Source organism: Streptomyces sp. OZ13, assembly GCF_052068155.1.
GTDB lineage: Bacteria > Actinomycetota > Actinomycetes > Streptomycetales > Streptomycetaceae > Streptomyces.
In genome coordinates this window covers 42,398-67,884 of the sequence record NZ_JBQHCZ010000016.1, presented here as the reverse complement: position 1 = coordinate 67,884, position 25,487 = coordinate 42,398, and the positions used below count along the sequence as shown (strand labels likewise).

Annotated in this window: 21 protein-coding genes; 16 read left to right on the top strand and 5 right to left on the bottom strand. The window is 71.4% G+C overall.

Translation table 11 applies throughout. The features are described from left to right. The first annotated feature begins 245 nt into the window (after positions 1–245). The 4 genes from ACTMTU_RS28795 to ACTMTU_RS28780 all read left to right on the top strand — a co-directional run bounded on the left by ACTMTU_RS28795 (position 246) and on the right by ACTMTU_RS28780 (position 7,056). Complete coding sequence (locus ACTMTU_RS28795) at positions 246–2,468, top strand: ATP/GTP-binding protein (RefSeq protein ID WP_441266377.1); 2,223 nt, start codon at positions 246–248, stop codon at positions 2,466–2,468. Positions 2,469–2,651: 183 nt separating this feature from the next. Then, entirely contained in the window at positions 2,652–4,235 is a 1,584-nt protein-coding gene (locus tag ACTMTU_RS28790) for a PucR family transcriptional regulator (protein WP_441266376.1), read from the top strand. Between the two features lie 285 nt (positions 4,236–4,520). After that, a complete protein-coding gene (locus tag ACTMTU_RS28785) occupies positions 4,521–5,480 on the top strand; it encodes an EamA family transporter (RefSeq protein ID WP_441266375.1) in 960 nt (319 codons plus the stop codon). Between the two features lie 130 nt (positions 5,481–5,610). After that, the gene (locus tag ACTMTU_RS28780; protein ID WP_441266374.1) at positions 5,611–7,056 is read left to right on the top strand and encodes an aldehyde dehydrogenase family protein; all 1,446 of its coding nucleotides are present in this window, start codon (positions 5,611–5,613) and stop codon (positions 7,054–7,056) included. Positions 7,057–7,792: 736 nt separating this feature from the next. On the opposite strand, the gene ACTMTU_RS28775 is transcribed toward ACTMTU_RS28780, so the two are convergent. Both ACTMTU_RS28775 and ACTMTU_RS28770 read right to left on the bottom strand, forming a co-directional pair. Then, positions 7,793–8,530: a dienelactone hydrolase family protein gene (locus ACTMTU_RS28775; protein ID WP_441266373.1), complete on the bottom strand. Its 738-nt coding sequence runs from the start codon at positions 8,528–8,530 to the stop codon at positions 7,793–7,795. A 440-nt stretch (positions 8,531–8,970) separates the two neighbouring features. Then, the gene (locus tag ACTMTU_RS28770; protein ID WP_441266372.1) at positions 8,971–9,468 is read right to left on the bottom strand and encodes a hypothetical protein; all 498 of its coding nucleotides are present in this window, start codon (positions 9,466–9,468) and stop codon (positions 8,971–8,973) included. A 566-nt stretch (positions 9,469–10,034) separates the two neighbouring features. On the opposite strand from ACTMTU_RS28770, the gene ACTMTU_RS28765 reads away from it, so the two are divergent. The 9 genes from ACTMTU_RS28765 (at position 10,035) to ACTMTU_RS28725 (ending at position 21,037) form a co-directional block, all read left to right on the top strand. Beyond that, on the top strand, positions 10,035–10,475 hold the full coding sequence (locus ACTMTU_RS28765) for a VOC family protein (protein ID WP_441266371.1): 441 nt from the start codon (positions 10,035–10,037) through the stop codon (positions 10,473–10,475). Between the two features lie 191 nt (positions 10,476–10,666). Next, positions 10,667–11,362: an ester cyclase gene (locus ACTMTU_RS28760; RefSeq protein WP_441266370.1), complete on the top strand. Its 696-nt coding sequence runs from the start codon at positions 10,667–10,669 to the stop codon at positions 11,360–11,362. 342 nt (positions 11,363–11,704) lie between these two features. Next, on the top strand, positions 11,705–13,663 hold the full coding sequence (locus tag ACTMTU_RS28755) for an acyl-CoA dehydrogenase family protein (RefSeq protein ID WP_441266369.1): 1,959 nt from the start codon (positions 11,705–11,707) through the stop codon (positions 13,661–13,663). Positions 13,664–13,750: 87 nt separating this feature from the next. Further along, positions 13,751–15,001: a 1-deoxy-D-xylulose-5-phosphate reductoisomerase gene (gene dxr / locus ACTMTU_RS28750; RefSeq protein WP_441266368.1), complete on the top strand. Its 1,251-nt coding sequence runs from the start codon at positions 13,751–13,753 to the stop codon at positions 14,999–15,001. Beyond that, a complete protein-coding gene (locus ACTMTU_RS28745) occupies positions 14,998–16,299 on the top strand; it encodes a M50 family metallopeptidase (RefSeq protein ID WP_441266367.1) in 1,302 nt (433 codons plus the stop codon). Before dxr ends, ACTMTU_RS28745 begins: the two co-directional genes overlap by 4 nt. A 170-nt stretch (positions 16,300–16,469) precedes the next feature. Next, the gene (ispG, locus tag ACTMTU_RS28740) at positions 16,470–17,639 is read left to right on the top strand and encodes a flavodoxin-dependent (E)-4-hydroxy-3-methylbut-2-enyl-diphosphate synthase (RefSeq protein WP_159686382.1); all 1,170 of its coding nucleotides are present in this window, start codon (positions 16,470–16,472) and stop codon (positions 17,637–17,639) included. 172 nt (positions 17,640–17,811) lie between these two features. After that, entirely contained in the window at positions 17,812–18,657 is an 846-nt protein-coding gene (locus ACTMTU_RS28735; protein ID WP_441266366.1) for a GNAT family N-acetyltransferase, read from the top strand. Between the two features lie 50 nt (positions 18,658–18,707). Continuing rightward, positions 18,708–19,277 (top strand): GNAT family N-acetyltransferase, encoded by a 570-nt coding sequence (locus ACTMTU_RS28730; protein WP_441266365.1) that lies wholly within the window; start codon positions 18,708–18,710, stop codon positions 19,275–19,277. A gap of 65 nt (positions 19,278–19,342) precedes the next feature. Next, the gene (locus tag ACTMTU_RS28725) at positions 19,343–21,037 is read left to right on the top strand and encodes a proline--tRNA ligase (RefSeq protein WP_441266364.1); all 1,695 of its coding nucleotides are present in this window, start codon (positions 19,343–19,345) and stop codon (positions 21,035–21,037) included. A 361-nt stretch (positions 21,038–21,398) separates the two neighbouring features. On the opposite strand, the gene ACTMTU_RS28720 is transcribed toward ACTMTU_RS28725, so the two are convergent. From ACTMTU_RS28720 to ACTMTU_RS28710, 3 genes are read right to left on the bottom strand one after another with little or no spacing between them, the layout of a single operon-like run. Beyond that, the gene (locus ACTMTU_RS28720) at positions 21,399–22,262 is read right to left on the bottom strand and encodes an aminoglycoside phosphotransferase family protein (protein ID WP_441266363.1); all 864 of its coding nucleotides are present in this window, start codon (positions 22,260–22,262) and stop codon (positions 21,399–21,401) included. Positions 22,263–22,283: 21 nt separating this feature from the next. Beyond that, on the bottom strand, positions 22,284–22,739 hold the full coding sequence (locus tag ACTMTU_RS28715; protein ID WP_441266362.1) for a ferritin-like domain-containing protein: 456 nt from the start codon (positions 22,737–22,739) through the stop codon (positions 22,284–22,286). Next, positions 22,736–23,290 (bottom strand): hypothetical protein, encoded by a 555-nt coding sequence (locus ACTMTU_RS28710; protein ID WP_441266361.1) that lies wholly within the window; start codon positions 23,288–23,290, stop codon positions 22,736–22,738. The genes ACTMTU_RS28715 and ACTMTU_RS28710 overlap by 4 nt, the downstream gene beginning before the upstream one ends. Positions 23,291–23,442: 152 nt before the next feature. On the opposite strand from ACTMTU_RS28710, the gene rimP reads away from it, so the two are divergent. The 3 genes from rimP (at position 23,443) to ACTMTU_RS28695 (ending at position 25,347) form a co-directional block, all read left to right on the top strand. Then, positions 23,443–23,940 carry a ribosome maturation factor RimP gene (gene rimP, locus ACTMTU_RS28705; protein ID WP_441266360.1) on the top strand — a complete coding sequence of 166 codons (498 nt, stop codon included), beginning with the start codon at positions 23,443–23,445 and terminating at the stop codon, positions 23,938–23,940. A 2-nt stretch (positions 23,941–23,942) separates the two neighbouring features. Further along, positions 23,943–24,938 (top strand): transcription termination factor NusA, encoded by a 996-nt coding sequence (gene nusA, locus ACTMTU_RS28700; RefSeq protein WP_441266359.1) that lies wholly within the window; start codon positions 23,943–23,945, stop codon positions 24,936–24,938. A 130-nt stretch (positions 24,939–25,068) separates the two neighbouring features. Next, positions 25,069–25,347 carry a YlxR family protein gene (locus tag ACTMTU_RS28695; protein WP_364601568.1) on the top strand — a complete coding sequence of 93 codons (279 nt, stop codon included), beginning with the start codon at positions 25,069–25,071 and terminating at the stop codon, positions 25,345–25,347. Positions 25,348–25,487 lie beyond the last annotated feature (140 nt).

The following is a 25,487-nucleotide window of genomic DNA, read 5'->3' as shown; positions in this document are numbered from 1 at the left end:
GGGCAGGAGAGGGCGAAATCCGGCCGGTTCCGCACGGCACGGAGCCCTTGGGCCCCGAGGGACACGGGATCATGGCCCGGTGTGCCGTCCGCCCAGGGGCGCACGCACTAGATTGACCGTGCAGAGAGCGGGCCTGGCTGGTCAGGGGGCAGCGGTTCATGGAATCCGAAGGCACATACGACGCACGCGGCACACGCGCCAATCCCGTGCCACGTCCCGCCGGTCCACCGGCGGAGGTACCGTCCGTGCCGCCCGGCACCCCCGCCCGGCCCGGCCACGCCCCGGCCACCCGGCCCCGGGTCGCGGAGTGGCTGCGCGTGCCCCGTCCGGCAGCAGCCCCCGGGATCTGGCGGCTGGGCCACCGTGACCGCCCGGAAGAGGAGCCGGACCTCGTCCCCGCCCGGCAGCTCTTCGGCGGAGCCTTCGTCGCCTACCTGTGCGGCTGGCTGCTCTGGTCCCTGCTGTGGAACCGCTACCTCGAGGGATGGTGGTTCTTCGTCGACGACTGGTGGCTGCTGCCCATGCTGTGGGCCGTGCCCGACGACTGGCGGTCACCCGACAACGCCAACTTCGAGATGTACGTCCTGGCCAGCTACCTCTACAACGGCCTCGTCCTGGGGCTGCTCGCCGTCGGCTTCGGCCGGGTCGGCAACTGGCAAGAGATCTGGCAGCGGTACGGGGTGCCGCTGTGGCCGCTGTTCGTGTTCCTGCCGGGCGTCTGGCGCGAGATCCCGCGCACCGTCACCTGGCTCACCTGGGTCTCGAACATCTACTACGTGCTCCTCGCCGCGGCGGTCGTCGCCGCCGTCGGCCGGGCCGGCACCTGGCCGGTCGTGCAGCGCAGGCGCGCGAGGACCGCGGGACCGCTGCCCGACGCCCCGCCACCACCGAAGGACCCCGCCGAATGGCCGGAGCTGCGCAGCGCCGGCCTGACCGAGGCCGCCGACCGGCTCGCCGAGGCTGCTCGGGCCGGGACCCTCGGCGATGTGGACTACGCGCGGATCCGGCGCGCCTGGCAGGGCGTCCACGCCCGGCCGGAGCGGCTCGCAGCCTTCGCCGAGACCGTGCGCAGGCACGGCCCCGCCGCCTGCGCCCACCCGTCGGGCCTGCGGGACCTGCCGGTGCGCACGGCGACGCACGACCTGGCGACCGGTCAGGTGAAGATCGGCACCGTGGTCGACGACGCACGCAACCCGTACGTCCGCCGCACCACCGGCGTCGCCCTCGAGCCCGCCCTGCTCGGCACGTCCCTGCTCGCCGTCGGGCCCTCGGGGTCCGGCAAGAGCGTGCGGCTCGTACGGCCCGTCGTCGAGTCGCTGTGCCTGCTGGCGCTCGCCAACCGCGCCGCCGTCGTGGCCGTCACCGCCCACGGGGCCGCCGTCGCGGCGGACGGCGACTTCGACCTCGTCGTCTCCGTCGGCCGCCCCGACTCGACTCACGACCTCGACCTCTACGGCGGCGCGGAGGACCCCGACGAGGCCGCCCGGATCCTCGCGGAGGCGCTCGTCGGGGACCTCGCCGCCGGTCTGCCCGGCGGCGACAGCCGGCGCGCCGCGACAGCGCTGGCCCAGCTCATCGGCCCCTACCGGTGCGTGCACGGACACTTCCCCGCCGTCGCGGAACTGCGGGAACTGCTCGGCGGTGCGCCGGCCGCCCTCGACGCGCTGCGCACGGCCCTCGAACAGGCGGGCGAGGTGTCGCAGCTGCGTGAACTGGACGCCCGCGAAAGGCAGTCGGCCCGCGGCGACGACATCGGGGTGCTCCTCGCGGAACGGATCGCCTTCCTCGACCGGCCGGCGTTCGCCTCGTTCTTCCGTACCGACGGCGAGGGGCGGACGTTCTCGCTGCGCGCCATCGAGCACCCCCTGCGGGTCCGCGTCGACCTGCCGGAGCGCGGCCACGCGGAGGCCTCGCGGATCGTCGCCCGGCTGGTGCTCGCCCAGTTCACCGAGGCGGCGCTCACCCGCTCCGACCGCTCGCTCTTCGCCTGCCTCGTACTGGACGACGCGACCAGCACCGTCACCGCCGACTCCGTACGCGCGCTGCAACGGCTGCGCTCCGCCAACGCCGGCGTCGTCCTCGCGCTCCGCACCCTCGAGGACGTGCCCGAGCCGCTGCGCGGCCCCCTGCTCGGCGCCGTCGGCTGCCGGATGGCCTTCTCCGGCCTCGCCCCCTGGGACGGCGGCCGGTTCGCCGAGACCTGGGGCACCGAGTGGGTCCAGACCCGCGACGTCACCAACCGGCAGATCATCTCCGACGAGCCCCTCACGAAGGCGCTGCACATGATGCGCCGCCTGGTCACCGGAAAGGCGGCCACCGCGGAGGCGGTCACCGTGCGTGAGGTCGAACGCGCCCGCTGGTCGGCGTCCGACCTCGCCCACTCGGTGCCCGCCGGGCACGCGGTGCTGTCGCTGACGTCCGTACGGGGGGAGCACGCGCCGCCGCTGCTCGTGGACCTGCGGACCTGAGCGGGCACCGGGGGGCGCGGCATGAGCGGGGCAGCCGGCGAGCTCAAGGGGGCCGGCCGGGGCCCGAGCGGGGGACGGCCGGCGGTCGGCGACTGCTACGCCCTGGCAGAATCGACATACGCCGTTCATACGGGACGGCGAAATCCGAACCCGCCGCCTCCCTTTCGAAGGGCCCCAGGTCCCATGCCGCCCACCCTCGCCTCGCTCGTCCAGCACTCGGCGCTCAAACTCACCGTGCGCGCCGGAGAGGACCGGCTCGAGACACCCGTGCGGTGGGCACACGTCAGCGAGCTCGCCGACCCCGTGCCGTACATGGAGGGCGGCGAACTGCTGCTCGTCACCGCCATGACCCTCGACGCGGAGGACCGCGACGCCATGCGCCGCTATGTGCGCAGGCTGGTCGGCGCGGGAGTCGTCGGACTGGGCTTCGCGGTCGGCGTCTACTACGAGGACATTCCCGAGGCGCTCGTCGAGGCCGCCAGGGAGGAGGGGCTGCCGCTTCTCGAAGTGCCGCGCCGCACCCCGTTCCTCGCCATCAGCAAAGCAGTCTCGGCGGCCATCGCAGCCGACCAGTACAGGGCCGTGACCGCCGGTTTCGAGGCACAGCGCGAGCTGACCCGGGCCGCGCTCACAGAGGGGCCCGGCGCCGTCGTCGCGCGGCTCGCCGCGCACATCGACGGATGGGCGGCGCTGTACGACACCTCGGGCGCGGTCGTCGCCGCCGCGCCCGACTGGGCGGCCCGGCGGGCTGCCCGCCTCACGGGCGACGTCGAGCGGCTGCGCGAGCGGGCCGCGCCCGCGAGCGCCGTGGTCGGCGGCGCAGAGGACGACGACCGCGTCGAGCTCCAGTCGCTCGGCACCGGACGCCGGGTCCGCGGCGCCCTCGCCGTCGGCACCGGGGCCCCGCTCGGGACCGCGGAACGCTACGCCGTGCACTCGGCGGTAGCCCTTCTGACCCTGGCGACGGAGCAGTCCCGATCGCTTCAGGCCGCCGAACAGCGGCTCGGCGCCGCGGTGTTGCGGATGCTGCTGTCCGGACAGCCGGACCATGCCAGAGCCGTCGCCGGCGACCTGTACGGCGGACTGCTCGACGCCCCGTTCCGGCTGCTCATCGCCGAGACCGCCGGCGACCCGGACACCGGCGCGGGCGACCGGCCCGCCGCCCTGAGCGCGTTCGCCGAGTCGGTCGAGTCGGCGGCCGGCCGGGCGGGGGAGACCTTCCTCGCCGTCCCCGACGGGACGGACGGCCGCACGGTGCTGCTCGCCGTGGACGGCGGAGCGGTGGCCGCCGCCTGCCTGGCGGCCTACGGGGACAAGGACGCCGACGAGGCCGAGGTCTACGTCGGACTCTCCGCGCCCACCGGTCCCACAGCGGCCGCGGGTGCCTACAAGCAGGCCGAGCAGGCGCTCTCGGTCGCCCGGCGGCGCGGACGCGCCCTCGTCGAGCACGAGGAACTGGCGGCGGGATCCATCGTGCCCCTGCTCGGCGACGACGCCGTCCGCGCGTTCGCGGACGGCATGCTCCGAGCGCTGCACGAGCACGACGCGACCGGCCGGGGCGACCTCGTCGCCTCGCTCCGGGCCTGGCTTTCGCGCCACGGCCAGTGGGACGCCGCCGCGGCCGACCTCGGCGTGCACCGCCACACCCTGCGGTACCGGATGCGCCGCGTGGAGGAGATCCTCGGCCGCTCGCTGGACGACCCGGACGTGCGCATGGAGCTGTGGCTGGCGCTCAAGGCGACGGGCGAGCCCCAGCGGCCCCGATAGGGCGCGGCGCCGCTCCGGGGCGATCAGCGGTTCCGGGTCCGCGGCGGTCCCGGAGTGCGGCGGCGGTGCGGTCGGCGGCGGCCCGGGTCGCGGCAGGTCCCGGCGGTCCCGTCAGGCAGCGTTCCGTCAGACGGCGGACTCGGGCGATCAGCCCGGGCCTGTCCACAGCGATGGGCCCGCCGAAGGCGGGCCGGGATCGAAACAGAATGCCGAACGCGCTGGATCCTGCCCGGATACGGGCAGGATTGTTGGATCCGAGGCTCCCGCTTCCCTAATCTCCTGCTCATGACAAACCCCGCCACCGAGCCGGCGTCCGCCGCACCCGCCCTCACCGCGCGCCCGGACGCCTTCGCCCGCCGCCGGCTCTCCGGAGCCGTCTGGGCCGCCCTCGTCATCGTGTACGTCGTCTGGGGCTCCACCTACCTCGGCATACGCATCGTCGTCGAGACGATGCCGCCGTTCGTCTCCGCGGCGATCCGCTTCGTCGTCGCCGGCCTGGTCCTCGGCGCGCTGGTCGCCTGGCGGCGCGGCCCGGCCGCTCTCAAGGTCACCGGGCGGCAGCTCGCCTCCGCGGCCGTCGTCGGCCTGCTGCTGCTCCTGGGCGGCAACGGTCTGGTCGTCCTCGCGGAGACCTCCGTCCCCTCGGGGCTCGCCGCGTTGCTGATTGCCGTGGTCCCCGCCTGGGTCGTCCTCCTGCGCCGGGCGTCCGGCGAGCGGCCCGGCCGCGGCGCCTACGGCGGAGTGGCGCTCGGACTGGCGGGACTCGCCGTGCTGACCCTGCCAGGCCTCAGCGGCGACGTGCGCATCACCGGCGTGCTCACCATCGTCGCCGCGTCCCTGATGTGGTCGATCGGTTCCTTCTCGTCCTCCCGGATCCCGATGCCGGCCGATCCGTTCGCCGCCAGTGCCTACGAGATGGTCGCGGGCGGCATCGGCTGTGCCCTCGTCGCCCTCGGCAGGGGCGAACACCACGGCTTCGTCCTGGGAGACGTCTCCGCCCGCTCATGGACCGCGCTCGCCTACCTGGTCGTCTTCGGCTCACTGCTCGCGTTCACCGCCTACGCCTGGCTCCTGCACAACGCCCCGCTCTCGCTCGTCGCCACCTACGCGTACGTCAACCCGGTGGTCGCCGTGCTGCTCGGCGCCCTGGTCCTCGACGAGCGGCTGTCCTGGCCGATCGCGGTGGGCGGTGTCGTCGTCGTGGCGGGGGTCTTCCTGATCGTGTCCACGGAAAGGCGCCGCTGACTCGCCAAAGCGGCCAGCCGCGGAAGGCGACCACTCCATGCCGGACAAACGACCCGGCGGACGCGCGGCCCTACCGTGTGGAGAGAGCAACCGAGCAGACCCCACTACTTCGGAAGGGCCGGGACTCCGCATGACTTCCACCCACGCCTTCTGGCTCGCCGGCCGCCAGGCCACCGGCGAGACCGTCCTCGACGTCACGTCCCCGTGGGACGGCCGCCTCGTCGGCAAGGTCTCCGTACCGACCGCCGACCAGGTCGAGGAGGCCGTCGCCGCCGCGTACGCCGTGCGCGACGAGTTCGCCGCCACGCCGGCCCACGTCCGCGCCGCCGCCCTCGATCACGTGTCGAAGCGCCTGGTCGAGCGCACGGAGGAGATCGCGCAGCTGATCTCCGCCGAGAACGGCAAGCCGATCAAGTGGGCCCGCGGCGAGGTCGGCCGGGCCGTCTCGGTGTTCCGTTTCGCCGGGGAGGAGGCCCGTCGCTTCAACGGTGGAGAGGCCCAGCGCCTCGACACCGACGCCGGCGGCCAGGGCCGTCTCGCGCTCACCCGCCGCTTCCCCAAGGGCGTCGTGCTCGGCATCGCGCCGTTCAACTTCCCGCTCAACCTCTGCGCCCACAAGATTGCTCCGGCGATCGCGGTCGGCGCGCCGATCATCCTCAAGCCCGCCCCGGCGACCCCGCTGTCCGGGCTGATCCTCGGCGAGCTGCTCGCGGAGACCGACCTGCCCGCCGGCTCCTGGTCCGTGCTGACCGTGCCGAACGAGCAGATGCCCGCCCTGGTGCAGGACGAGCGCCTGCCGGTGATCTCCTTCACCGGTTCCGACAAGGTCGGCTACGCGATCATGGACTCGGTCCCGCGCAAGCACTGCACCCTGGAGCTCGGCGGCAACGGCGCGGCCGTCGTCCTCGCCGACTTCGCGAGCGAGAAGGACCTGGACTGGGCGGCGACGCGTATCGCCACCTTCTCCAACTACCAGGGCGGCCAGTCCTGCATCTCCGTGCAGCGCGTGATCGCCGACACGACGGTCTACGACCGCCTGCTGCCGAAGATCGTCGCCGCCGTCGAGGCCCAGGTCACCGGCGACCCGTCCGACGCCGCCACCGACGTCGGCCCCCTCGTCAGCGAGGACGCCGCCAAGCGCGTGGAGACATGGGTGGACGAGGCGGTGCAGGGCGGCGCCAAGCTGCTCACCGGCGGCAAGCGTGACGGCGCCACCTACGCGCCCACCGTGCTGACCGACGTCCCGGCCGACGCCACCCTCGCCTGCGAGGAGGTCTTCGGCCCGGTCCTGACCGTGACCAAGGTCGACGGCGAGACCGAGGCGTTCGCGGCGGTCAACGACTCCAAGTACGGCCTCCAGGCAGGCGTGTTCACGCACGACGTGCAGACCGCCTTCCGCGCCCACCGTGCCCTCGAGGTCGGCGGCGTGATCATCGGCGACGTCCCGTCCTACCGCGCCGACCAGATGCCGTACGGCGGCGCCAAGCAGTCCGGCGTCGGCCGCGAGGGCGTGGCCTTCGCGATGGACGACTACACGTACGAGCGGGTGCTGGTCCTCACCGGCCTGGCGCTGTAACGCCGTACGCCACGACCGGCGGCCGGAGCCCACTGTGCGGGGGCTCCGGCCGTCTTTCGTGCACCTGGCCCGGCCTGCGGAAACGGCCGATCTTGGCTGAGGTTCGCGCACTCACGGGAACATCGGCGTGCTCTCCCGCCATGGCGAGCGTCGTTCCACGCAAAGACAAGGCTGGTGGGCATCGTCCTGTCGGTGCTGTGCTACTCGGATCCCTTGTGCGTCCCGTCCGGCGGTGGAACCCGGAGGCGGCGACTGCTGTCCGGGCACCCCTGTCCGGCCGGAGTGTTCCCGTGTCGGGACCGCGTGTCCTCGTCCCCCTGTCCGTCCCCGGTGACTGCGCGGACACCTCCCGGACAGCATGTCCGCCGGCGTGTCCGGACGCTGGTCGACCGAAGGGATGGTCACCGGGGCAGGGGCGACCTGTGACACTTCCGCAGCGCTTCAGCCCGGGCTCGCGGCGGGTCAGATGGCAGTTGATGCGGCTTTACGCGTGGTCAGCACAGTGACGCCGCAGTAAATACGTACATCTCGCCTGGAAGCCGGAACGGTCCGCCGCAGGTCGCGACGATCAGGGCCAGGGCTCCGTCGCAGTAAATCCGCTATTTACTGCGGCAGTTGTGAATACGTCTCCCCGATCGCACAACTGCCCGAATGCGTTTCTGCTGTGAGGGCTCGAGGGGAGGAGACTGTCAGTGCGCGACGCTGATCAGTCCTGGCGCCGGCATGTTTGCCTGGGTCATGCCCCCAGGTCCTCCGTCACGGGCAGGCACTCGGCGAGCAGGTCGACGACGTCGCGCCAGGCTCGCTGCGCGTGCTGTGGGTGGTGGCCGACACCGGGGACCACGGGGTGGCCGACCGGCGGGTGGTGGAAGGCGTGCAAGGCGCCGCCATAGACCGCGAGGCGCCAGTCGACGCCCGCGGCCTGCATCTCAGCGGTGAACGCGTCTCGTTGCGCGGGCGGCATGATCGGGTCTTCCGATCCGACCCCGGCCCACACCGGGCAGCGGATGCGCGCTGCCTCGCCCGGTCGGCCCGTGGTCAGTGCGTTGACTGTCCCGATCGCGCGCAGGTTGACGCCGCCTCGCCCGAGTTCCAGCGCGATGGCGCCCCCGGTGCCGTAGCCGATGGCGGCGATCCGGTCGGGGTCGGTCCGCGGTTCGGTGCGCAACTCGTCGAGTGCCGCGTGGCCGATGTCCCGCATCCGGTCGGGATCAGCGAGCAGTGGCATGCAACGGGCCAGCATCTCCTCGGGGTCACCCAAATAGCGCCCGCCGTGAAGGTCGAAGGCCAGCGCTACATATCCCAGCTCGGCGAGAGCATCGGCCCGGCGGCGCTCGACGTCGCTGAGCCCCATGCCCTCTGGTCCGAGCAGCACCGCGGGCCGGCGGTCGACACCGGCCGGGAGCGCGAGGTGCCCGATCATCGTCAAACCGTCGGCCGGGTACTCGACCGTACGCGTCGTAATCGTCGTCATGGGACTGGACTGTAGTGATCGTCGAGCCCGGTCCGGCCGGTGTTCTGCCGCCGGCAGATCAGCGCGGGTATCCCTCTGAAATACGGGACGGGCCCGGTAGTAACGAAGGCGGCTGCGGGTCAAATGAAAGCGTTCCGGCCATGTTTGCCGCGGGAAGCGGCGAGATCCGGCCCGATCCGGGAAGATCCGGGCCGATGCGGTGACCGTTTGCGCTGGTCGGAGAGAAACCGCAGGTCAGGGGCGTTGTGAGGGGCCCACCGCGCGGGGGCTCCGGCCGTCTTCGCGTATCCGGGGTCTGGCCTGCGGGGACGGACGGATCTTGGCTGGGGTTCGCGCACTCACGGCATGGTGACGGTCGGGATCCCGGTCCGCTGGTCGTTGTGAGGCCGCCAGGGACGCCGGAGCGTGGAAGTCGGCGGGCAAGTCAGGGTCCCTCGAGCTCAGTAGCCAGTGGCCACCTTCTCGGCGGTGCGGCCCTCGCCCGCCATGAACCGCCAGACCAGGGCGTGCCCCAGGACGATCAGGGCGATCAGGGCGAGGGCCGCGGCCTGGATGGGGCGGAGCCCCATGTGGTGGGCGAGCTCGGGGAAGGCGCCCACAACAGCGATCAGGACATAGAGCAGCGCGGCGCCGGCCTGCTGCCAGGTGACGAAATGGTCGCCACGGGCGCGGGCCAGCAGCCGCAGGGTGCACACGCAGCCGACCACGGCGAGCGCAATGAAGGCCGCGCGCCAGACCTCAGGCTGTGCGGTGCCGCCGACCTGGGCGAAGAGGCCCATCAGGGCAGGGAGCAGGAAGGACAAGTAGATCCCGCCGACAACGCGGCGCAGGGCCGGGTCGCGCATCCACTCGGCATGGCCCTGGACGACGTTCCACCACAGGCCGACCAGGGTGAAGCAGGTAGCGGAGAACAGGGCGTAGAACGTGCTGACATCCATGATCGATGAGCATTGCAGCGCTACCGGCCCTGGCAGTCACCACACGCTTACTCCCGCTCAGATGCAGTAGTCACGTCGCGCGCAACCGCTGCTTCTCGTAGCGGGTGTTCCGGCCCGTCTCTGCCCGCCTCGACCCGTCCGAGCCCGGCTCGGCGTGGGGTCATGTTCCCGTGGGAACATCCGGCTCTGCCCGGTGCCGCGCGGCGGGGCCAGGACCGGTGCGGCGAGGGCGAGCGGCACGGGGAACTCCACCCCCAAAGGTGACCCGGCACCGTGAATCAGTGAGGGGAGGCGTAATGCTCAAGCGCGCGGGCTGCGAATCGTCGAGGAAGCATGGAAAAGCTCGCGACGGAGGCTGCGGTCGATCGTCTTCATGGGAGCGGCCACATGCGCCGCACTCACCCTCGGTGGTGGCGCCTGGCTCGCGGGTCTGCTGCAACTGTGCCGAGGCGCGATCCAGATTTTCGGAGTTCGGCGGTCCGAGGATGTCGAGAACGTGCCACTGGCTCCGTCCCAGGGACATCAGAGGCGACCACCGGCCGCGCGAGGAAGTAGGAGAGACCAGCATGGCGATTCAGCGGATGGACAACGTCGGCATCGTCGTCGAGGACATGGATGCCGCCATCGCGTTCTTCGTGGAACTCGGTATGGAGCTGGAGGGCAGGGCGGAGGTCCAGGGCCCCGTCGCCGACCAGTGCACCGGGCTCGACGGCGTCCGCTGTGACATCGCGATGGTCCGGAGCCCGGACGGTCACAGCCGGCTCGAGCTGGCGAAGTACCGCAGCCCCGCGGCGATCAGCGCCGGGCCGCGCAACCGGCCGCACAACATCCTGGGCACGCACCGCGTCATGTTCGCCGTCGACGACATCGAGGACACCGTCGCCCGCCTGCGCCCACACGGCGCCGAACTCGTCGGCGAGATCGCCCGGTTCGAGGACAGCTATCTGCTCTGCTACCTCCGCGGCCCGGAGGGCATCATCGTCGGACTGGCCGAGCAACTGCGCTGAGAAGGCTTCGGCCCGTACCACCGGCCCTCGCCGCGTGGCAGCCGCGACACGGCCTCGGCGAGGGCGACCGACACACGCTTCCACATGAGTCGGTGTCGCGCCCCCTTCCCTTCCGTCGGCCAACAGAGCGACCGACTTGGGCCGGGCATAGCCTGAAGGTGTCTGGAACTCTCCGATCCATGGGAGAAGTCATGACATTCATGCAGGTCATCGACTGCAGGACCAGCAGGGCCGATGAGTTGAACAGGTTGATGGACGCCTGGATCGAGTCGACGCAGGGCAAGCGGACAGCCACCCACTCGATCATGGGGCGTGACCGGGCCGACTCGACTCACGTGGTGGAGATCGTGGAATTCCCCTCGTACCAGGAGGCGATGAAGAACTCGAACCTGCCGGAGACGGACCGGATCTTCCAGGAGATGGTCGCCCTGTGCGACGGGGAACCGTCGTTCACGGACCTCGACGTGATGCGGGACGAGCAGCTGAACAAGATCGTGGTCCGGAGTTTCTTCGAGAACGTGATCAACGCGAGGAACTTCGACGCGGCGGACGACATCTGCACCGCCGACTACCGGGAGCACGACCCGTCCCTGTCGTCGTACGACGTGGGGCTCGCGCAGGCCAAGGCCGAGAACAAGGAAACGATGGAGGCGTTCGAACCGGTCGCCACCATCGAGAGCCTGGTGGCCGAGGGCGACCTGGTGTGCGTACGGGCGTCCTTCAAGGGGCGACACGTGGGCACGTACCAGGGCATGGAGGCCACCGGCCAGGAGATCTCCGGAACCGGCCACGCGACCTTCCGGTGCGAGGGAGGCAAGATCGCCGAGAGCTGGTGGAACCTCGACGACTTCGGCCTGCTGCAGCAGCTCGGTGCGGTCGACGTCTGATTCCTACGGGAACACCGATCCCCGCCGGGATACGCGGGCGCACGGCCGGGAGGCCGCGTTCCGGGCCGGTCGACCAGCCCGGCGGGTCGCCTGCGTGGGCCTGAGCCGGTCGGGGCACGGACGGTGACGCGGACCGCGGCGGCACGGAGCCCGCACGGCGCAGGAAGAGCGCAGGACAGGGGCACTGCGAAAAGCACACCGGGCGGGGGATCCGGCCGCTCCTCGTTGCCCCCTGTGCCGTACGTGGGCTGGTGGAGGTGCCGGGAATCGGGTACTACGAACGAGTAGCCACCGGCCGGTCATCGACCCGGCGGTCCCCGATTCGCGGCGAGGTGAGCCTCAATGTCCGCTCCAACGGACAAGCCCCTGCATCAGCCCCATACCCCGAAGATCAGCGAGCGCGAGGCGCGACAGGTCGCGGAAGCGGCGCGCGAACAACACTGGCGGAAGCCCAGCTTCGCCAAAGAGCTGTTCCTCGGCCGTTTCCGGCTCGACCTCATCCATCCCCATCCGATGCCGACCGGCGAGGCCGCCCGGCGGGGTGAGGAGTTCCTCTCCAAACTCCGCCGGTTCTGCGAGACGGAGATCGACGGCGCCCGCATCGAGCGCGAGGCGCGGATCCCCGACGAGGTGATCAACGGGCTGCGGGAGCTCGGCGCGCTCGGCATGAAGATCGAGCCCAAGTACGGCGGTCTCGGCCTCACCCAGGTGTACTACAACAAGGCGCTGGCCCTCGTCGGCTCCGCGAACCCGGCGATCGGCGCGCTGCTGTCCGCGCACCAGTCGATCGGCGTGCCCCAGCCGCTGAAGCAGTTCGGGACCGAGGAGCAGAAGCAGCGGTTCCTGCCGCGGCTGGCCCGCACCGACATCTCCGCCTTCCTGCTGACGGAGCCCGATGTCGGTTCCGACCCGGCCCGCCTCGCCACGACGGCCGTCCCGGACGGCGACGACTACGTCCTGGACGGCGTCAAGCTGTGGACCACCAACGGTGTCGTCGCCGACCTGCTCGTCGTGATGGCGCGGGTGCCGAAGTCGGAGGGCCACAAGGGCGGCATCACCGCCTTCGTCGTCGAGGCCGACAGCGCGGGCATCACCGTCGAGAACCGCAACGCCTTCATGGGGCTGCGCGGACTCGAGAACGGCGTCACCCGTTTCCACCAGGTGCGCGTCCCCGCGGACAACCGCATCGGCCCCGAGGGCGCCGGGCTGAAGATCGCGCTGACCACGCTCAACACCGGCCGGCTCTCCCTGCCCGCGATGTGCGTCGGAGCCGGCAAGTGGTGCCTGAAGATCGCCCGCGAGTGGTCGGCGGTGCGCGAGCAATGGGGCAAGCCCGTCGCCCGGCACGAGGCCGTCGGCGCGAAGATCTCCTTCATCGCGGCGACCACCTTCGCTCTGGAGGCCGTCGTCGACCTGGCCTCCCAGATGGCCGACGAGGACCGCAACGACATCCGCATCGAGGCCGCGCTCGCCAAGCTCTACGGGTCCGAGATGGGCTGCCTGATGGCGGACGAACTGGTCCAGATCCGCGGCGGCCGCGGTTTCGAGACGGCAGAGTCGCTGGCCGCACGCGGCGAACGCGCCGTCCCTGCCGAGCAGTTGCTGCGTGACCTGCGCATCAACCGCATCTTCGAGGGCTCGACCGAGATCATGCACCTGCTCATCGCCCGCGAGGCGGTGGACGCGCACCTGGCCGTCGCCGGCGACATCATCGACCCCGACAAGCCGATGTCCGCCAAGGCCCGGGCCGGGGCGAACGCGGCCGCCTTCTACGCCCGCTGGCTCCCCAAACTCGTCACCGGACCGGGCCAGCTGCCCCGTACGTACGCCGAGTTCCACCCCGCCGGTCACCAGGACCTGTCCACGCATCTCCGGTACGTCGAGCGCAGCTCCCGCAAACTGGCCCGTTCGACCTTCTACGCCATGTCACGCTGGCAGGGCCGTATGGAGACCAAGCAGGGCTTCCTCGGCAGGATCGTCGACATCGGGGCGGAACTGTTCGCGATGAGCGCGGCCTGCGTCCGCGCGGACATGCTCCGGGCGTCCGACGACCACGGCCGCGAGGCCTACCAGCTCGCCGACGCCTTCTGCCGCCAGGCGAGGATCCGCGTCGAGGAGCTGTTCACCCGCCTCTGGTCGAACACCGACGACCTGGACCGCAAGGTCGTCAGTGGCGTGCTCTCCGGAACGTACAGCTGGCTGGAGGAGGGCGTCGTCGACGCGAGCGGCGAAGGCCCGTGGATCGCCGACGCCACACCCGGCCCGACGGTGAAGGAGAACGTGCACCGCCCGATCCGCTGACGGGCCACGGCCGTGGCGGGCCCGATCACGGCGGCCCGCCGGGTACTCCCTGTCAACGCGGACAGGGAGTACGGCCACAATGGGGGGATGAGCGACAGCCCATCTCCCCTCGCGGACCCGCACATCGTCTTCGATCCCACCGAAGGCCGCCGGGACATCGTCGTCCTCGGCTCCACCGGGTCCATCGGTACGCAGGCCATCGACCTCGTGCTGCGTAACCCCGACCGTTTCCGGGTGACCGCCCTGTCCGCCGCCGGCGGCCGGGTCGGTCTGCTTGCCGAGCAGGCGCGCAAGCTGCGTGCCGGGACGGTCGCGGTGGCCCGCGAGGACGCCGTGCCCGCGCTGCGCGAGGCGCTCGCCGCGCTGTACGGCGCGGAGCCGCTGCCGGAGATCCTGGCCGGTCCGGACGCCGCCACGGAACTCGCCGCCTCCCCGTGCCACACCGTGCTGAACGGCATCACGGGCTCCATCGGTCTCGCCCCCACCCTGGCCGCCCTCGAGTCCGGCCGGACCCTCGCGCTGGCCAACAAGGAGTCGCTCATCGTCGGCGGGCCGCTGGTGAAGGCGCTCGCCAAGCCGGGGCAGATCATCCCCGTCGACTCCGAGCACGCCGCCCTCTTCCAGGCACTCGCCGCAGGCACCCGCGGCGATGTGCGCAAGCTGGTCGTGACCGCGTCGGGCGGCCCGTTCCGCGGCCGGACCAGGGCGGAGCTGGCGGGTGTGACCCGCGAGGACGCCCTCGCCCACCCCACCTGGGCGATGGGCCCGGTGATCACGGTGAACAGCGCGACGCTCGTGAACAAGGGGCTCGAGGTCATCGAGGCGCATCTGCTCTACGACATTCCCTTCGACCGGATCGAGGTCGTCGTCCACCCCCAGTCGTATGTTCACTCGATGGTGGAGTTCACGGACGGTTCGACGCTCGCCCAGGCCACGCCGCCCGACATGCGGGGGCCGATCGCGATCGGTGTGGGCTGGCCGGAGCGGGTCCCGGACGCGGCTCCCGCCTTCGACTGGTCCACCGCTTCGACGTGGGAGTTCTTCCCGCTGGACAACGAGGCGTTCCCGTCGGTGGGCCTCGCCCGCCATGTGGGGGAGCTGGGCGGCACGGCGCCGGCGGTGTTCAATGCCGCGAACGAGGAGTGCGTGGAGGCATTCCTCGACGGACGGCTGCCGTTCAACGCCATCATGGATACGGTCACCGAGGTGGTCGCCGCACACGGCACCCCCGCGTCGGGAACTTCCCTGACGGTGGCGGACGTCCTCGAAGCGGAGACCTGGGCCAGGGCCAGGGCCCGTGAGACGGCAGCGAAGGCAACGGCGGAGGCTCGCGCATGACCATTCTGTTGACCATTCTGGGCATCGCGCTCTTCGCCGTCGGGCTGCTGTTCTCCATCGCCTGGCACGAGCTCGGCCACCTCTCCACGGCCAAGCTCTTCGGCATCCGCGTGCCCCAGTACATGGTCGGCTTCGGCCCGACCCTCTGGTCACGGCACAAGGGCGAGACCGAGTACGGCATCAAGGCCATCCCCATGGGCGGCTACATCCGCATGATCGGGATGTTCCCGCCCGGTGAGGACGGCCGTATCGAGGCCCGCTCCACCTCGCCGTGGCGCGGAATGATCGAAGACGCGCGCTCGGCGGCGTACGAGGAACTGAAGCCCGGCGACGAGACCCGCCTGTTCTACACGCGCAAGCCGTGGAAGCGCGTCATCGTCATGTTCGCCGGCCCGTTCATGAACCTCGTCCTCGCAGTGGCGATCTTCCTCGGCGTGATGATGACCTTCGGCTCGCCGACGCAGACCACCGAGGTCGCCGGCGTGCAGAAGTGCGTCATCGCGCAGAGCGAGCAGCGCGACACCTGCGCGAAGAGCGACCCCGAGTCGCCGGCCTTCGCCGCCGGGCTGCGGGAGGGCGACAAGATCGTCGCGTTCAACGGCAAGCCCGTCGACGACTGGGCCACGCTGTCGACCCGTATCCGGGAGACGATCGGCCCCGCCACCATCACCGTCGAGCGCGGCGGCACGGAGCAGGTCCTTCAGGCCACGCTCATCGAGAACACGGTGGCGAAGAAGGACGAGGACGGGGAGGTGATCCCCGAGGAGTTCGTCCCGGCCGGATACCTGGGCTTCGCCGCCAAGACGGAGATTCTTCCGCTGTCGTTCGGCGACTCCGTCGACCGCATGGGCGGCATGATCGAGAACGGCGCGGAAGCGATCGTCGCCCTGCCGTCCAAGGTGCCCGACCTGTGGGACGCGGCCTTCGGTGACGGTGAGCGCAAGGACGACTCCCCGGTCGGCGTCGTCGGCGCCGCGCGCATCAGCGGTGAGGTGCTCAACCTCGACATGCCGACGACCAACATCGTCGCGACCTTCCTGATGCTGCTCGCGGGCTTCAACCTCTCCCTGTTCCTCTTCAACATGCTGCCCCTGCTGCCGCTCGACGGCGGACACATCGCCGGAGCGCTGTGGGAGTCGGTACGGCGGAACATCGCCAAGGTCTTCCGGCGGCCCGACCCGGGCCCGTTCGACGTGGCGAAGCTGATGCCGGTCGCCTATGTGGTGGCGGGGATCTTCATCTGCTTCACGCTGCTCGTGCTGGTGGCGGACATCGTCAACCCCGTGAAGATCAGCTGAGCAGTTCCCCTGCGGGGTTCCTGTGACGGCCGGGCACGCTTCGTGCCCGGCCGTCACCTTTGGGTGGACTTCGGTGTCCGATGTGCCCCGCCGAACGCCAGTGCCGTAATCTCAAGGGCTGGAGCCCGCCGATCCGGGACCACGATCCACACCTTGGGGTTGCACAGCAGATGACTGCAATTTCTCTCGGAATTCCGTCCGTTCCGACGAAGCTCGCCGACCGCAGGGTCAGCAGGAAGATCCAGGTCGGCTCCGTCGCCGTCGGCGGTGACGCGCCCGTTTCCGTGCAGTCGATGACGACGACCAGGACGTCCGACATCGGCGCCACCCTCCAGCAGATCGCGGAGCTCACGGCCTCCGGCTGCCAGATCGTCCGGGTCGCCTGCCCGACCCAGGACGACGCGGACGCGCTGGCCACCATCGCCAGGAAGTCTCAGATCCCGGTGATCGCGGACATCCACTTCCAGCCGAAGTACGTCTTCGCGGCCATCGACGCCGGCTGCGCCGCGGTGCGGGTGAACCCGGGCAACATCAAGCAGTTCGACGACAAGGTCAAGGAGATCGCGAAGGCCGCCGGCGAGACCGGCACCCCGATCCGGATCGGCGTCAACGCGGGCTCCCTGGACCGCCGGCTGCTGGAGAAGTACGGCAAGGCCACCCCCGAGGCGCTCGTCGAGTCCGCCCTGTGGGAAGCGTCCCTCTTCGAGGAGCACGGCTTCCGCGACATCAAGATCTCGGTCAAGCACAACGACCCCGTCGTGATGGTCAACGCCTACCGCCTCCTCGCCGCGCAGAGCGACTACCCGCTGCACCTCGGTGTCACAGAGGCCGGTCCCGCCTTCCAGGGCACGATCAAGTCCGCCGTCGCCTTCGGCGCGCTGCTCAGCGAAGGCATCGGCGACACCATCCGCGTCTCCCTGTCGGCGCCGCCGGCGGAGGAGGTCAAGGTCGGCATCCAGATCCTGGAGTCGCTGAACCTCCGCCAGCGCCGCCTGGAGATCGTCTCCTGCCCCTCCTGCGGCCGCGCCCAGGTCGACGTCTACAAGCTCGCCGACGAGGTCAGCGCCGGACTCGAGGGCATGGAGGTCCCGCTGCGCGTCGCCGTCATGGGCTGCGTGGTCAACGGACCCGGCGAGGCCCGTGAGGCCGACCTCGGTGTGGCCTCGGGCAACGGCAAGGGACAGATCTTCGTCAAGGGCGAGGTCATCAAGACCGTGCCGGAGTCGAAGATCGTCGAGACCCTCATCGAAGAGGCCATGAAGATCGCGGAGCAGATGGAGAAGGACGGCGTCGCCTCCGGCACCCCGGACGTGGTCGCCGTGGGCGAGCCCGGCGCCTGACCCGCACCCCCAGGACCCCGCCGGCGGGCTCGCAGCCCCGAGCCCGCCGGCACCCGGATCCACCAGGCCCCGTCGCCCCTTCCGGTCGGCGGGGTCTTCCCGTGCACGCGCCACGCCGTGGACGTGCCGGGTACAGTTCCAGAACCAGCAAACCGTGTGATGAGGCGCCCTCGTGTTGACGCAGACCACCACCCGGGTCCTCGGCCCGGGCGACCTCGGCGCCGCGCTCGCCATCCTCGAGAGCGAGCCGGTGACGAATGCTTTCGTCACCGCCCGTGTGCAGGTTGCCGGTCTCGACCCGTGGCGACTCGGGGGCGAGATGTGGGGCTATTACACGGACGGACACCTGCGCTCCCTGTGCTATTCCGGCGCCAACCTCGTGCCCATCTGCGCCGGCCCGGAAGCCGTACGCGCCTTCGCCGACCGCGCGCGCCGGGCCGGTCGCCGCTGCTCGTCCATCGTCGGCCCCGCGGAGTCCACGGCCCTGCTGTGGCGGCTCCTCGAACCGAACTGGGGCCCGGCCAGGGACGTACGGGCCAACCAGCCGCTCATGATCACCGAGCGGATGCCGGACGACATCGAGCCCGACCCCGGCGTCCGCCGTATCCGCAAGGACGAGATGGACGTGATCATGCCGGCGTGCGTGGCCATGTTCACCGAGGAGGTCGGCGTCTCGCCGATGGCCGGCGACGGCGGACTCCTCTACCAGGCCCGCGTCGCCGAACTCGTCGGCACCGGACGGTCCTTCGCCCGCATCGACGACGGCAAGGTCGTCTTCAAGGCCGAGATCGGCGCGGCCACCCCCCAGGCCTGCCAGATCCAGGGCGTCTGGGTCGACCCCGAGTACCGGGGCAGGGGACTGTCGGAGACCGGCATGGCGGCCGTCCTGCGCTACGCCCTGGCGGACGTCTCCCCGGTCGTCAGCCTGTATGTCAACGACTACAACACCGCCGCCAGGGCGTCCTACTGCAGGGTCGGCTTCCGTGAGGTCGGCGCCTTCATGAGCGTGCTGTTCTGATTCCCGGCACCCCGTGCTGAGCGGTCACGACGGCAAGTAGGGTTCGGCCCATGGCAGCACTCACCGGGGACGGCTCGCAGGCCCCCGACGTCGTCGTCGAACCGCTCGATCTGACGGCGCGGGTCGATGAGGCGCTCGCCGTGCAGGCACTCGCCTTCGGGCTCAGCGACGACGAGATCGACATCCGCCGCTACATCGTGCTGCGCCACCTGCAGAACCCCGGAGCCCGGGCGCTCGGAGCGACCACGGAGGGGGGCAGGCTCGTCGGATTCGTCTACGGCATGCCCAACGACCGCAGCCACTGGTGGTCCACCGTGGTCGAGCCGTATCTGCGCCGCAACGGCACCGACGGCTGGCTCGACGACTCCTTCGTCATCACCGAACTCCACGTCCACCCCGGCTTCCAGGGACGCGGCATCGGACGCGAACTGATCACCACCATCACCGACGGATGCGGCCTGCCCCGCTCGATCCTGTCCGCGATCGACACCGAGAGCCCGGCCCGCGCCCTGTACCGCAGGCTCGGCTACCAGGACCTCGCCGGGCAGGTGCTCTTTCCGAGCGCCCCCAGTCCCTACGCGGTGATGGGTGCCCCGCTGCCGCTGCGCCGCGCGAACTGATTTCCGCCTGCGGCTGCGCCCCGGCTAACCTCCTGCACATCACACGTTCCGAGCAGGAGTTCACCATGGCCCAGGTCCAGCGCATGTCCCGTCTGATGGTCAAGACACTGCGCGACGACCCGGCGGACGCAGAGACGCTCAGCCACAAGCTCCTCGTGCGCGCCGGTTACGTCCGCCGCAACGCCGCGGGCATCTGGTCCTGGCTGCCGCTCGGCAAGCGCGTCCTGGAGAACGTCACCCGCGTCGTGCGCGAGGAGATGGACGCCATCGGCGCACAGGAGGTCCTGCTACCGGCGCTGCTGCCCAAGGAGCCCTACGAGGCGACGGGCCGCTGGGAGGAGTACGGCGCGGAGCTGTTCCGTCTCAAGGACCGCAAGGGCGCCGACTACCTCCTCGGCCCGACCCACGAAGAGATCTTCACCCAGCTCGTCAAGGACCAGTGCACGTCCTACAAGGACCTGCCGGTGATCCTTTACCAGATCCAGACGAAGTACCGCGACGAGGCGCGTCCCCGTTCGGGCATCCTGCGCGGCCGCGAGTTCCAGATGAAGGACTCGTACTCGTTCGACACCTCCGACGAGGGTCTCGCCCAGTCCTACGCCCTGCACCGCGAGGCGTACGTCCGGATCTTCGAGCGCCTCGGCCTCGAGCACAAGATCGTCTCCGCGGTGTCGGGCGCGATGGGCGGCTCCGCCTCCGAGGAGTTCCTGGCTCCGGCCCCCGCCGGCGAGGACACCTTCGTGTACTGCCCGTCCTGCGACTACGCGGCCAACACCGAGGCCGTCACCTTCGCGCTCGCCCCGGTCGAGGGCGCCGCGCACGGCCCGGTCGAGGAGCTGGACACCCCCGACACCCCGACCATCGAGACGCTCGCCGACCACCTGGGCGTCCCGGCGTCCGCCACGCTGAAAAACCTGCTGGTCAAGGTCGACGGCGAGATCGTCGCGGTCGGCGTCCCCGGCAACCGCGAGGTCGACCTCGGCAAGCTGGGCGACCACTTGGCGCCCGCCGAGGTCGAACTGGTCACCGCGGAGGACTTCGTGGACCGCCCGGACCTGGTCCGCGGCTACGTCGGCCCGCAGGGCCTCGAGAAGGTCCGCTACATCGCCGACCCGCGCGTCGCCCCCGGCACCGCGTGGATCACGGGCGCCAACCGGGCGGGCTTCCACGCGAAGAACGTCGTCGCCGGCCGGGACTTCGAGGTCGACGACTACCTCGACGTCGTGGTCGTCGAGGACGGCGACCCGTGCCCCTCGTGCGGCACCGGGCTCAAGCTGGACCGTGCGATCGAGATCGGCCACATCTTCCAGCTCGGCCGCAAGTACGCGGACGCCTTCCAGCTCGACGTGCTCGGCCAGAACGGCAAGCCCGTCCGCGTGACGATGGGTTCGTACGGCGTCGGCGTCTCCCGCGCGGTGGCGGCGCTCGCCGAGCAGACCGCCGACGAGCAGGGCCTGTGCTGGCCCCGCGAGATCGCCCCCGCCGACGTCCACGTGGTCGCCGCGGGCAAGGCACTGCAGACCGAACTCGCCCTCGACGTCGCCGAGCAGCTCGGCGCGGCGGGCCTGCGGGTCCTGGTCGACGACCGCGCGGGCGTCTCCCCGGGCGTCAAGTTCACGGACGCGGAGCTGATCGGCGTCCCCAAGATCCTGGTGGCCGGCCGCCGCTCGGCCGAGGGCGTCGTGGAGCTGAAGGACCGCCGGACGGGTGAGCGTGAGGAGCTCACGGTGGCGGACGCGGTGGCGCGGCTGCGGGGGTAGCGCAGAGGTCGGGGCCGCTGCGCGGGGCGTGTTCCCCTACCGGCCCCTTCCCGCTGTACCGATGTGCGGCTCCGCCGCATGGGGGCTCGGCCCGGACCCGTCACCGCGCTCCGCGCGGTGCTTCGGGGGCTCTGCCCCCGGACTCCCGCGCCTCAAACGCCGGCGAGGCTGAAGTTGCCGGGCAACTTGAGCCCGCCTGGGGGCACCTCCCACGGTCGCCAGGCCGTAGGGGGAGTTTGAGGGCACCGCGCGGAGCGCGCGGGTACGCCGCCGCAGGGCGGTACGGGGTCCGGGGCTTGCCCCGGTTCGGGAAGGGCGGGGAGGGGAACACGCCCCGCGCAGCGGCACGCTCGTGGAGCGGCTACAGCCAGCCCGCGAACTCCAGTGCCAGTTCGCCCTCCGCGCGCCGCCCCGCGGACACCGCCCGCAGGCCCGACTCCACCGCGCGGAACAGCGTCCAGCCGCGCAGCCGGTCGCGGTCGACCTCGAGGGAGTCCGCGAGGCGGTTCAGCCTGCGGCGGGCCGCCGACGCGCCCGCGGAGGACGCGACGAGGTCCTCGACGCGGTCGCGGGCGAGGCGGGCCAGGTCGTACGCGCGTTCGCCGACCACGGGCTCGGGCCCGACCGCCAGCCATGGCGTGCGGTCGCCGGAAAGCACCTTCCCCTGGCGGAAGTTGCCGTGCAGCAGCAGTTCTTCCGGTGCCGCCGCGACCAGTTCGTCCCGCGCCGCCAGCGCGGCCGCGACGAGCGGTTCCGCGGAGCTCCGCATCGCCGCCGCCTGCCGTGCCGTACGGTCCGCCACCGTCTCGAAGGCATGGCCGTCCGGCGCCTCGACCCACAGCCGCCGCACGGTACCCGCCGCCTCCAGCAGCGCCTTGGCCTCAGGGAGCGAGCGGAGCGAGACCTCGGGGTGCAGCCGCTCCAGCAGGAGTTCGCCGTCGGCGGCGTCCAGCAGCCGTACCGCGCCCCAGCCGTTCCAGTGCTCCAGCGCGGACGCCTCGCGCCCCGGGGCCGCCGACGGGGGCGCCAGCTTCAGCGCGGCGGGTGTGCCGTCCGGCTGCCGTACGAGGAGGAGCAGGCTGCTCCGGCCGCCCGGCACCACGGTCCGTTCGACGTCCAGCTTCCGCCGGTCCACGGTCTCCTGGACCGTTTCCGGCAGCCGCGCCAGCCACAAGTCGTCCTCACCGAGTGCCCGGACCAGCCGCTGCGGGGGTTCGAAAGCCATACGCCCGTTGTTCCTTCCCCGTCAGTCCTGGCCGGCCCGCTCGGCGAGCCCAGGAAAGGCTACGCCGCTGCCGCGCCAGCGCACCGCGCGGACCGCCGCCTCGCGCAGCGCGCCTGCGGCATCCAGCCGCAGCGGACCTTCCGCGGCCCGTACGAGATCGGAGTAGACCGCCGCCACCCGTTCCTCCAGGACGGCGGCGAGTCGTATCGCGGCCGCGGCGTCCGGCACGGGGAAGGGCAGGGCGTAGCCCGCGGCGGCCGCCGCGGGCTTTCCGCCGAGGTCGCGCACGGTGCGCGCCAGCGAGTCCCGCCGTGAGCGGTGTGCGGCGTGCGCGGCGGCGGCCTCGTTCTCGCGGTCCTCGCCGACCCGGCCGCCGACCACTCCGTATCCGTAGACGGCGGCGTGTTCCGCCGCGAGCGCGGCCTGGAGGGCCTCGAGCTCGCGCGCCGTGTCGCCCCGTGGGTCGAGCGTGGTCAACGCGGGTCCCCCTTCGTCAGCAGGTACGCATGCCCGGCGCCGGCCGCGGCGACGGAGGCCAGCAGACGTGCGAGCTCCGGCTCCGCGTCGGCGAGGGCGGCCGTGTGGCTGTCGGACGTGCGGCGCTCCGCCGCGGCCAGCGCCTTGAGCGCGGCGGCGGGGTCCTCCGGGACGGAGCCGGCCGCGGTGGTGGACGGCGTGACCGGGGGAGCGGTGGACGGCGTGACGGACGGCGAGGGAGCGGCGGACGTCTGCCCGGGCCGGCCGCCGGCGAGTGCCACGGCGTGCGCGGCGACCGCGGTACGCAGCGGTGTCAGCCGTTCGGCGAGCTCCGGGTGGCGGGCGATGACCGCGTCGTACTCGTCGCCGAGCGCCGTGCTCCCGGCCGCGAGCCGTGCCCGCAACGCCGCCTGCGCGCGAGCCGGGTCCGCGGAACGGCCGGACGGGCGCCGCGTCGCGGGGGAGTCGCTCGAACAGCCCGTCAACATGGCGGCAGCGGCCGCCCCCGTCGCCAACAGCGCACGTCTGCGTGTCGTCCCCGTGCGCCCCACGCGTGTCTCCTCGGGCTCGCAGTGATCATCGCCGCAGGCGAGCGTACCTGCGGCTCCCGGGCGGGTGGACGGCAACACCCCCCGCGACCGGATACCCTTTCTTCGACACGCGACGATCCCACAACAGCACACGCGGCCGAGGAGTCACCCGGATGAGCACCACCCAGAGCGAGAGGCTGCGCGGGCTGCTTGAGCCGCTCGTCAGCGCCGCGGAGCTGGATCTGGAAGAGATCGAGATCTCCCGGGCGGGCCGGCGCCGCATGCTGAGGATCACCGTCGATTCCGACGAGGGCGTGGAACTGGACGCCTGTGCCGAGCTGAGCCGCGCCATCTCCGAGAAGCTCGACGAGACGGACGCGATGGGCGAGGACGAGTACGTCCTCGAAGTCAGCTCCCCCGGCGCCGACCGGCCGCTGACCGAGCGTCGTCATTTCGTGCGCGCCACCGGCCGCCTGGTCAAGCTGCAGCTCAAGGAGGGCGGGGACCTGGTGGCCCGCCTGCTGACCGTGGACGACGAGGGACTCGACCTCGAGGTGCCCGGTGTGAAGGGGCGCAAGCCCACCGCCCGCCGGGTGGCCTTCGACGACATCGTGAAGGCCCGCGTGGAGATCGAGTTCAACCGCAAGGACAAGAAGGAAGAGGAGGCGTAGCCGTGGACATCGACGTGAAGCTCCTGAAGGGCCTGGCCCAGGAGAAGGAGATCGCCTTCGACCTGCTGGTCGAGGCCATCGAGTCGGCCCTCCTCATCGCGTACCACCGCACCGAGGGCAGTCGCCGCCACGCCCGTGTGGTGCTCGACCGGAACACCGGTCACGTGACCGTGTGGGCCAAGGAGGACCCGGCCGATCTGGAGGAGGGGCAGGAGCCGAAGGAGTTCGACGACACTCCCTCCGACTTCGGCCGGATCGCCGCCACCACGGCCCGCCAGGTCATCCAGCAGCGGCTGCGTGACGCGGAGAACGACGTCACCTTCGGCGAGTACGCCCGCCGTGAGGGCGACATCGTCGCGGGCATGGTCCAGCAGGGCAAGGACCCCAAGAACGTCCTGGTGAGGCTGGACGACAAGCTCGAGGCGATCCTGCCGGTGCAGGAGCAGGTCCCCGGCGAGGAGTACACGCACGGTCTGCGCCTGCGCACCTATGTGGTGCGCGTGGCCAGGGGTGTGCGCGGTCCCTCCGTCACCCTGTCCCGCACCCACCCGAACCTGGTGAAGAAGCTCTTCGCGCTGGAGGTTCCGGAGATCGCCGACGGCAGTGTCGAGATCGCCGCGATCGCCCGCGAGGCCGGCCACCGCACCAAGATCGCCGTCCGCTCGACCCGCTCCGGCCTGAATCCCAAGGGCGCCTGCATCGGCCCGATGGGCAGCCGTGTGCGTAATGTCATGGCCGAGCTGCACGGCGAGAAGATCGACATCGTGGACTGGTCCGACGACCCGGCGGAGATGGTGGCGAACGCCCTGTCGCCCGCACGGGTCAGCAAGGTGGAGGTCGTCGACCTCGGCGCCCGCTCCGCCCGGGTGACGGTCCCGGACTACCAGCTGTCGCTGGCGATCGGCAAGGAGGGGCAGAACGCCCGCCTGGCCGCCCGCCTGACCGGCTGGCGCATCGACATCCGGCCCGACACCGAGCAGGGCCCCGACCAGGGCTGAGGAATGGGCAGGGGCCGAATCCCGTTGCAGTGAGGACGGGAGCCGACCAAGATCTCACAAGGATCAGGACAACAACCGTTCGATTTTTGCCCCCAAGGGGTGAGGTCGGTGCGGGGAGGTAGACTTAACCGTGTCTGGCCGGACGCATGCCCGCGTGTGCCCTGAGCGAACCTGTGTGGGATGCCGGGAGCGAGCGGCCAAGAGCGATCTGCTGCGGATCGTGGTGATCGAGGGCGAGTGCGTCCCCGATGATCGCGGTACGCTGCCCGGCCGGGGTGCGTACGTGCACCCCGCCTTGGTCTGTTTCGACCTGGCGGTCCGCCGCCGGGCGTTCCCGAGGGCCTTCCGGGCCCAGGGACCGCTCGATACCGCCGCAGTGCGGCGGTATGTCGAGCAGGCAGCACCGTAAGAGAAAGAAGTACGGCACGGATACCCCCGTGCGGTCAGGTACCTCGCGAGTTGGAAGTAGGTCGAGATTGCGATGAGCACTCGATGAGTACGCGATGAGTACGCCCATGAAGTAGCGACGGTCCGGCGGTAACCCGGACC

Bases quoted from the DNA above. Each gene is read 5' to 3' on its own strand.
- ACTMTU_RS28745 (WP_441266367.1), top strand. From the start codon at position 14,998: ATGACCATTCTGTTGACCATTCTGGGCATCGCGCTCTTCGCCGTCGGG.
- ACTMTU_RS28780 (WP_441266374.1), top strand. From the start codon at position 5,611: ATGACTTCCACCCACGCCTTCTGGCTCGCCGGCCGCCAGGCCACCGGC.
- ACTMTU_RS28720 (WP_441266363.1), bottom strand. From the start codon at position 22,262: ATGGCTTTCGAACCCCCGCAGCGGCTGGTCCGGGCACTCGGTGAGGAC.
- ACTMTU_RS28760 (WP_441266370.1), top strand. From the start codon at position 10,667: ATGACATTCATGCAGGTCATCGACTGCAGGACCAGCAGGGCCGATGAG.
- ACTMTU_RS28725 (WP_441266364.1), top strand. From the start codon at position 19,343: ATGGCCCAGGTCCAGCGCATGTCCCGTCTGATGGTCAAGACACTGCGC.
- ACTMTU_RS28785 (WP_441266375.1), top strand. From the start codon at position 4,521: ATGACAAACCCCGCCACCGAGCCGGCGTCCGCCGCACCCGCCCTCACC.
- ACTMTU_RS28790 (WP_441266376.1), top strand. From the start codon at position 2,652: ATGCCGCCCACCCTCGCCTCGCTCGTCCAGCACTCGGCGCTCAAACTC.
- ACTMTU_RS28755 (WP_441266369.1), top strand. From the start codon at position 11,705: ATGTCCGCTCCAACGGACAAGCCCCTGCATCAGCCCCATACCCCGAAG.
- ACTMTU_RS28775 (WP_441266373.1), bottom strand. From the start codon at position 8,530: ATGACGACGATTACGACGCGTACGGTCGAGTACCCGGCCGACGGTTTG.
- ispG (WP_159686382.1), top strand. From the start codon at position 16,470: ATGACTGCAATTTCTCTCGGAATTCCGTCCGTTCCGACGAAGCTCGCC.
- rimP (WP_441266360.1), top strand. From the start codon at position 23,443: ATGAGCACCACCCAGAGCGAGAGGCTGCGCGGGCTGCTTGAGCCGCTC.
- ACTMTU_RS28730 (WP_441266365.1), top strand. From the start codon at position 18,708: ATGGCAGCACTCACCGGGGACGGCTCGCAGGCCCCCGACGTCGTCGTC.
- dxr (WP_441266368.1), top strand. From the start codon at position 13,751: ATGAGCGACAGCCCATCTCCCCTCGCGGACCCGCACATCGTCTTCGAT.
- ACTMTU_RS28770 (WP_441266372.1), bottom strand. From the start codon at position 9,468: ATGGATGTCAGCACGTTCTACGCCCTGTTCTCCGCTACCTGCTTCACC.
- ACTMTU_RS28765 (WP_441266371.1), top strand. From the start codon at position 10,035: ATGGCGATTCAGCGGATGGACAACGTCGGCATCGTCGTCGAGGACATG.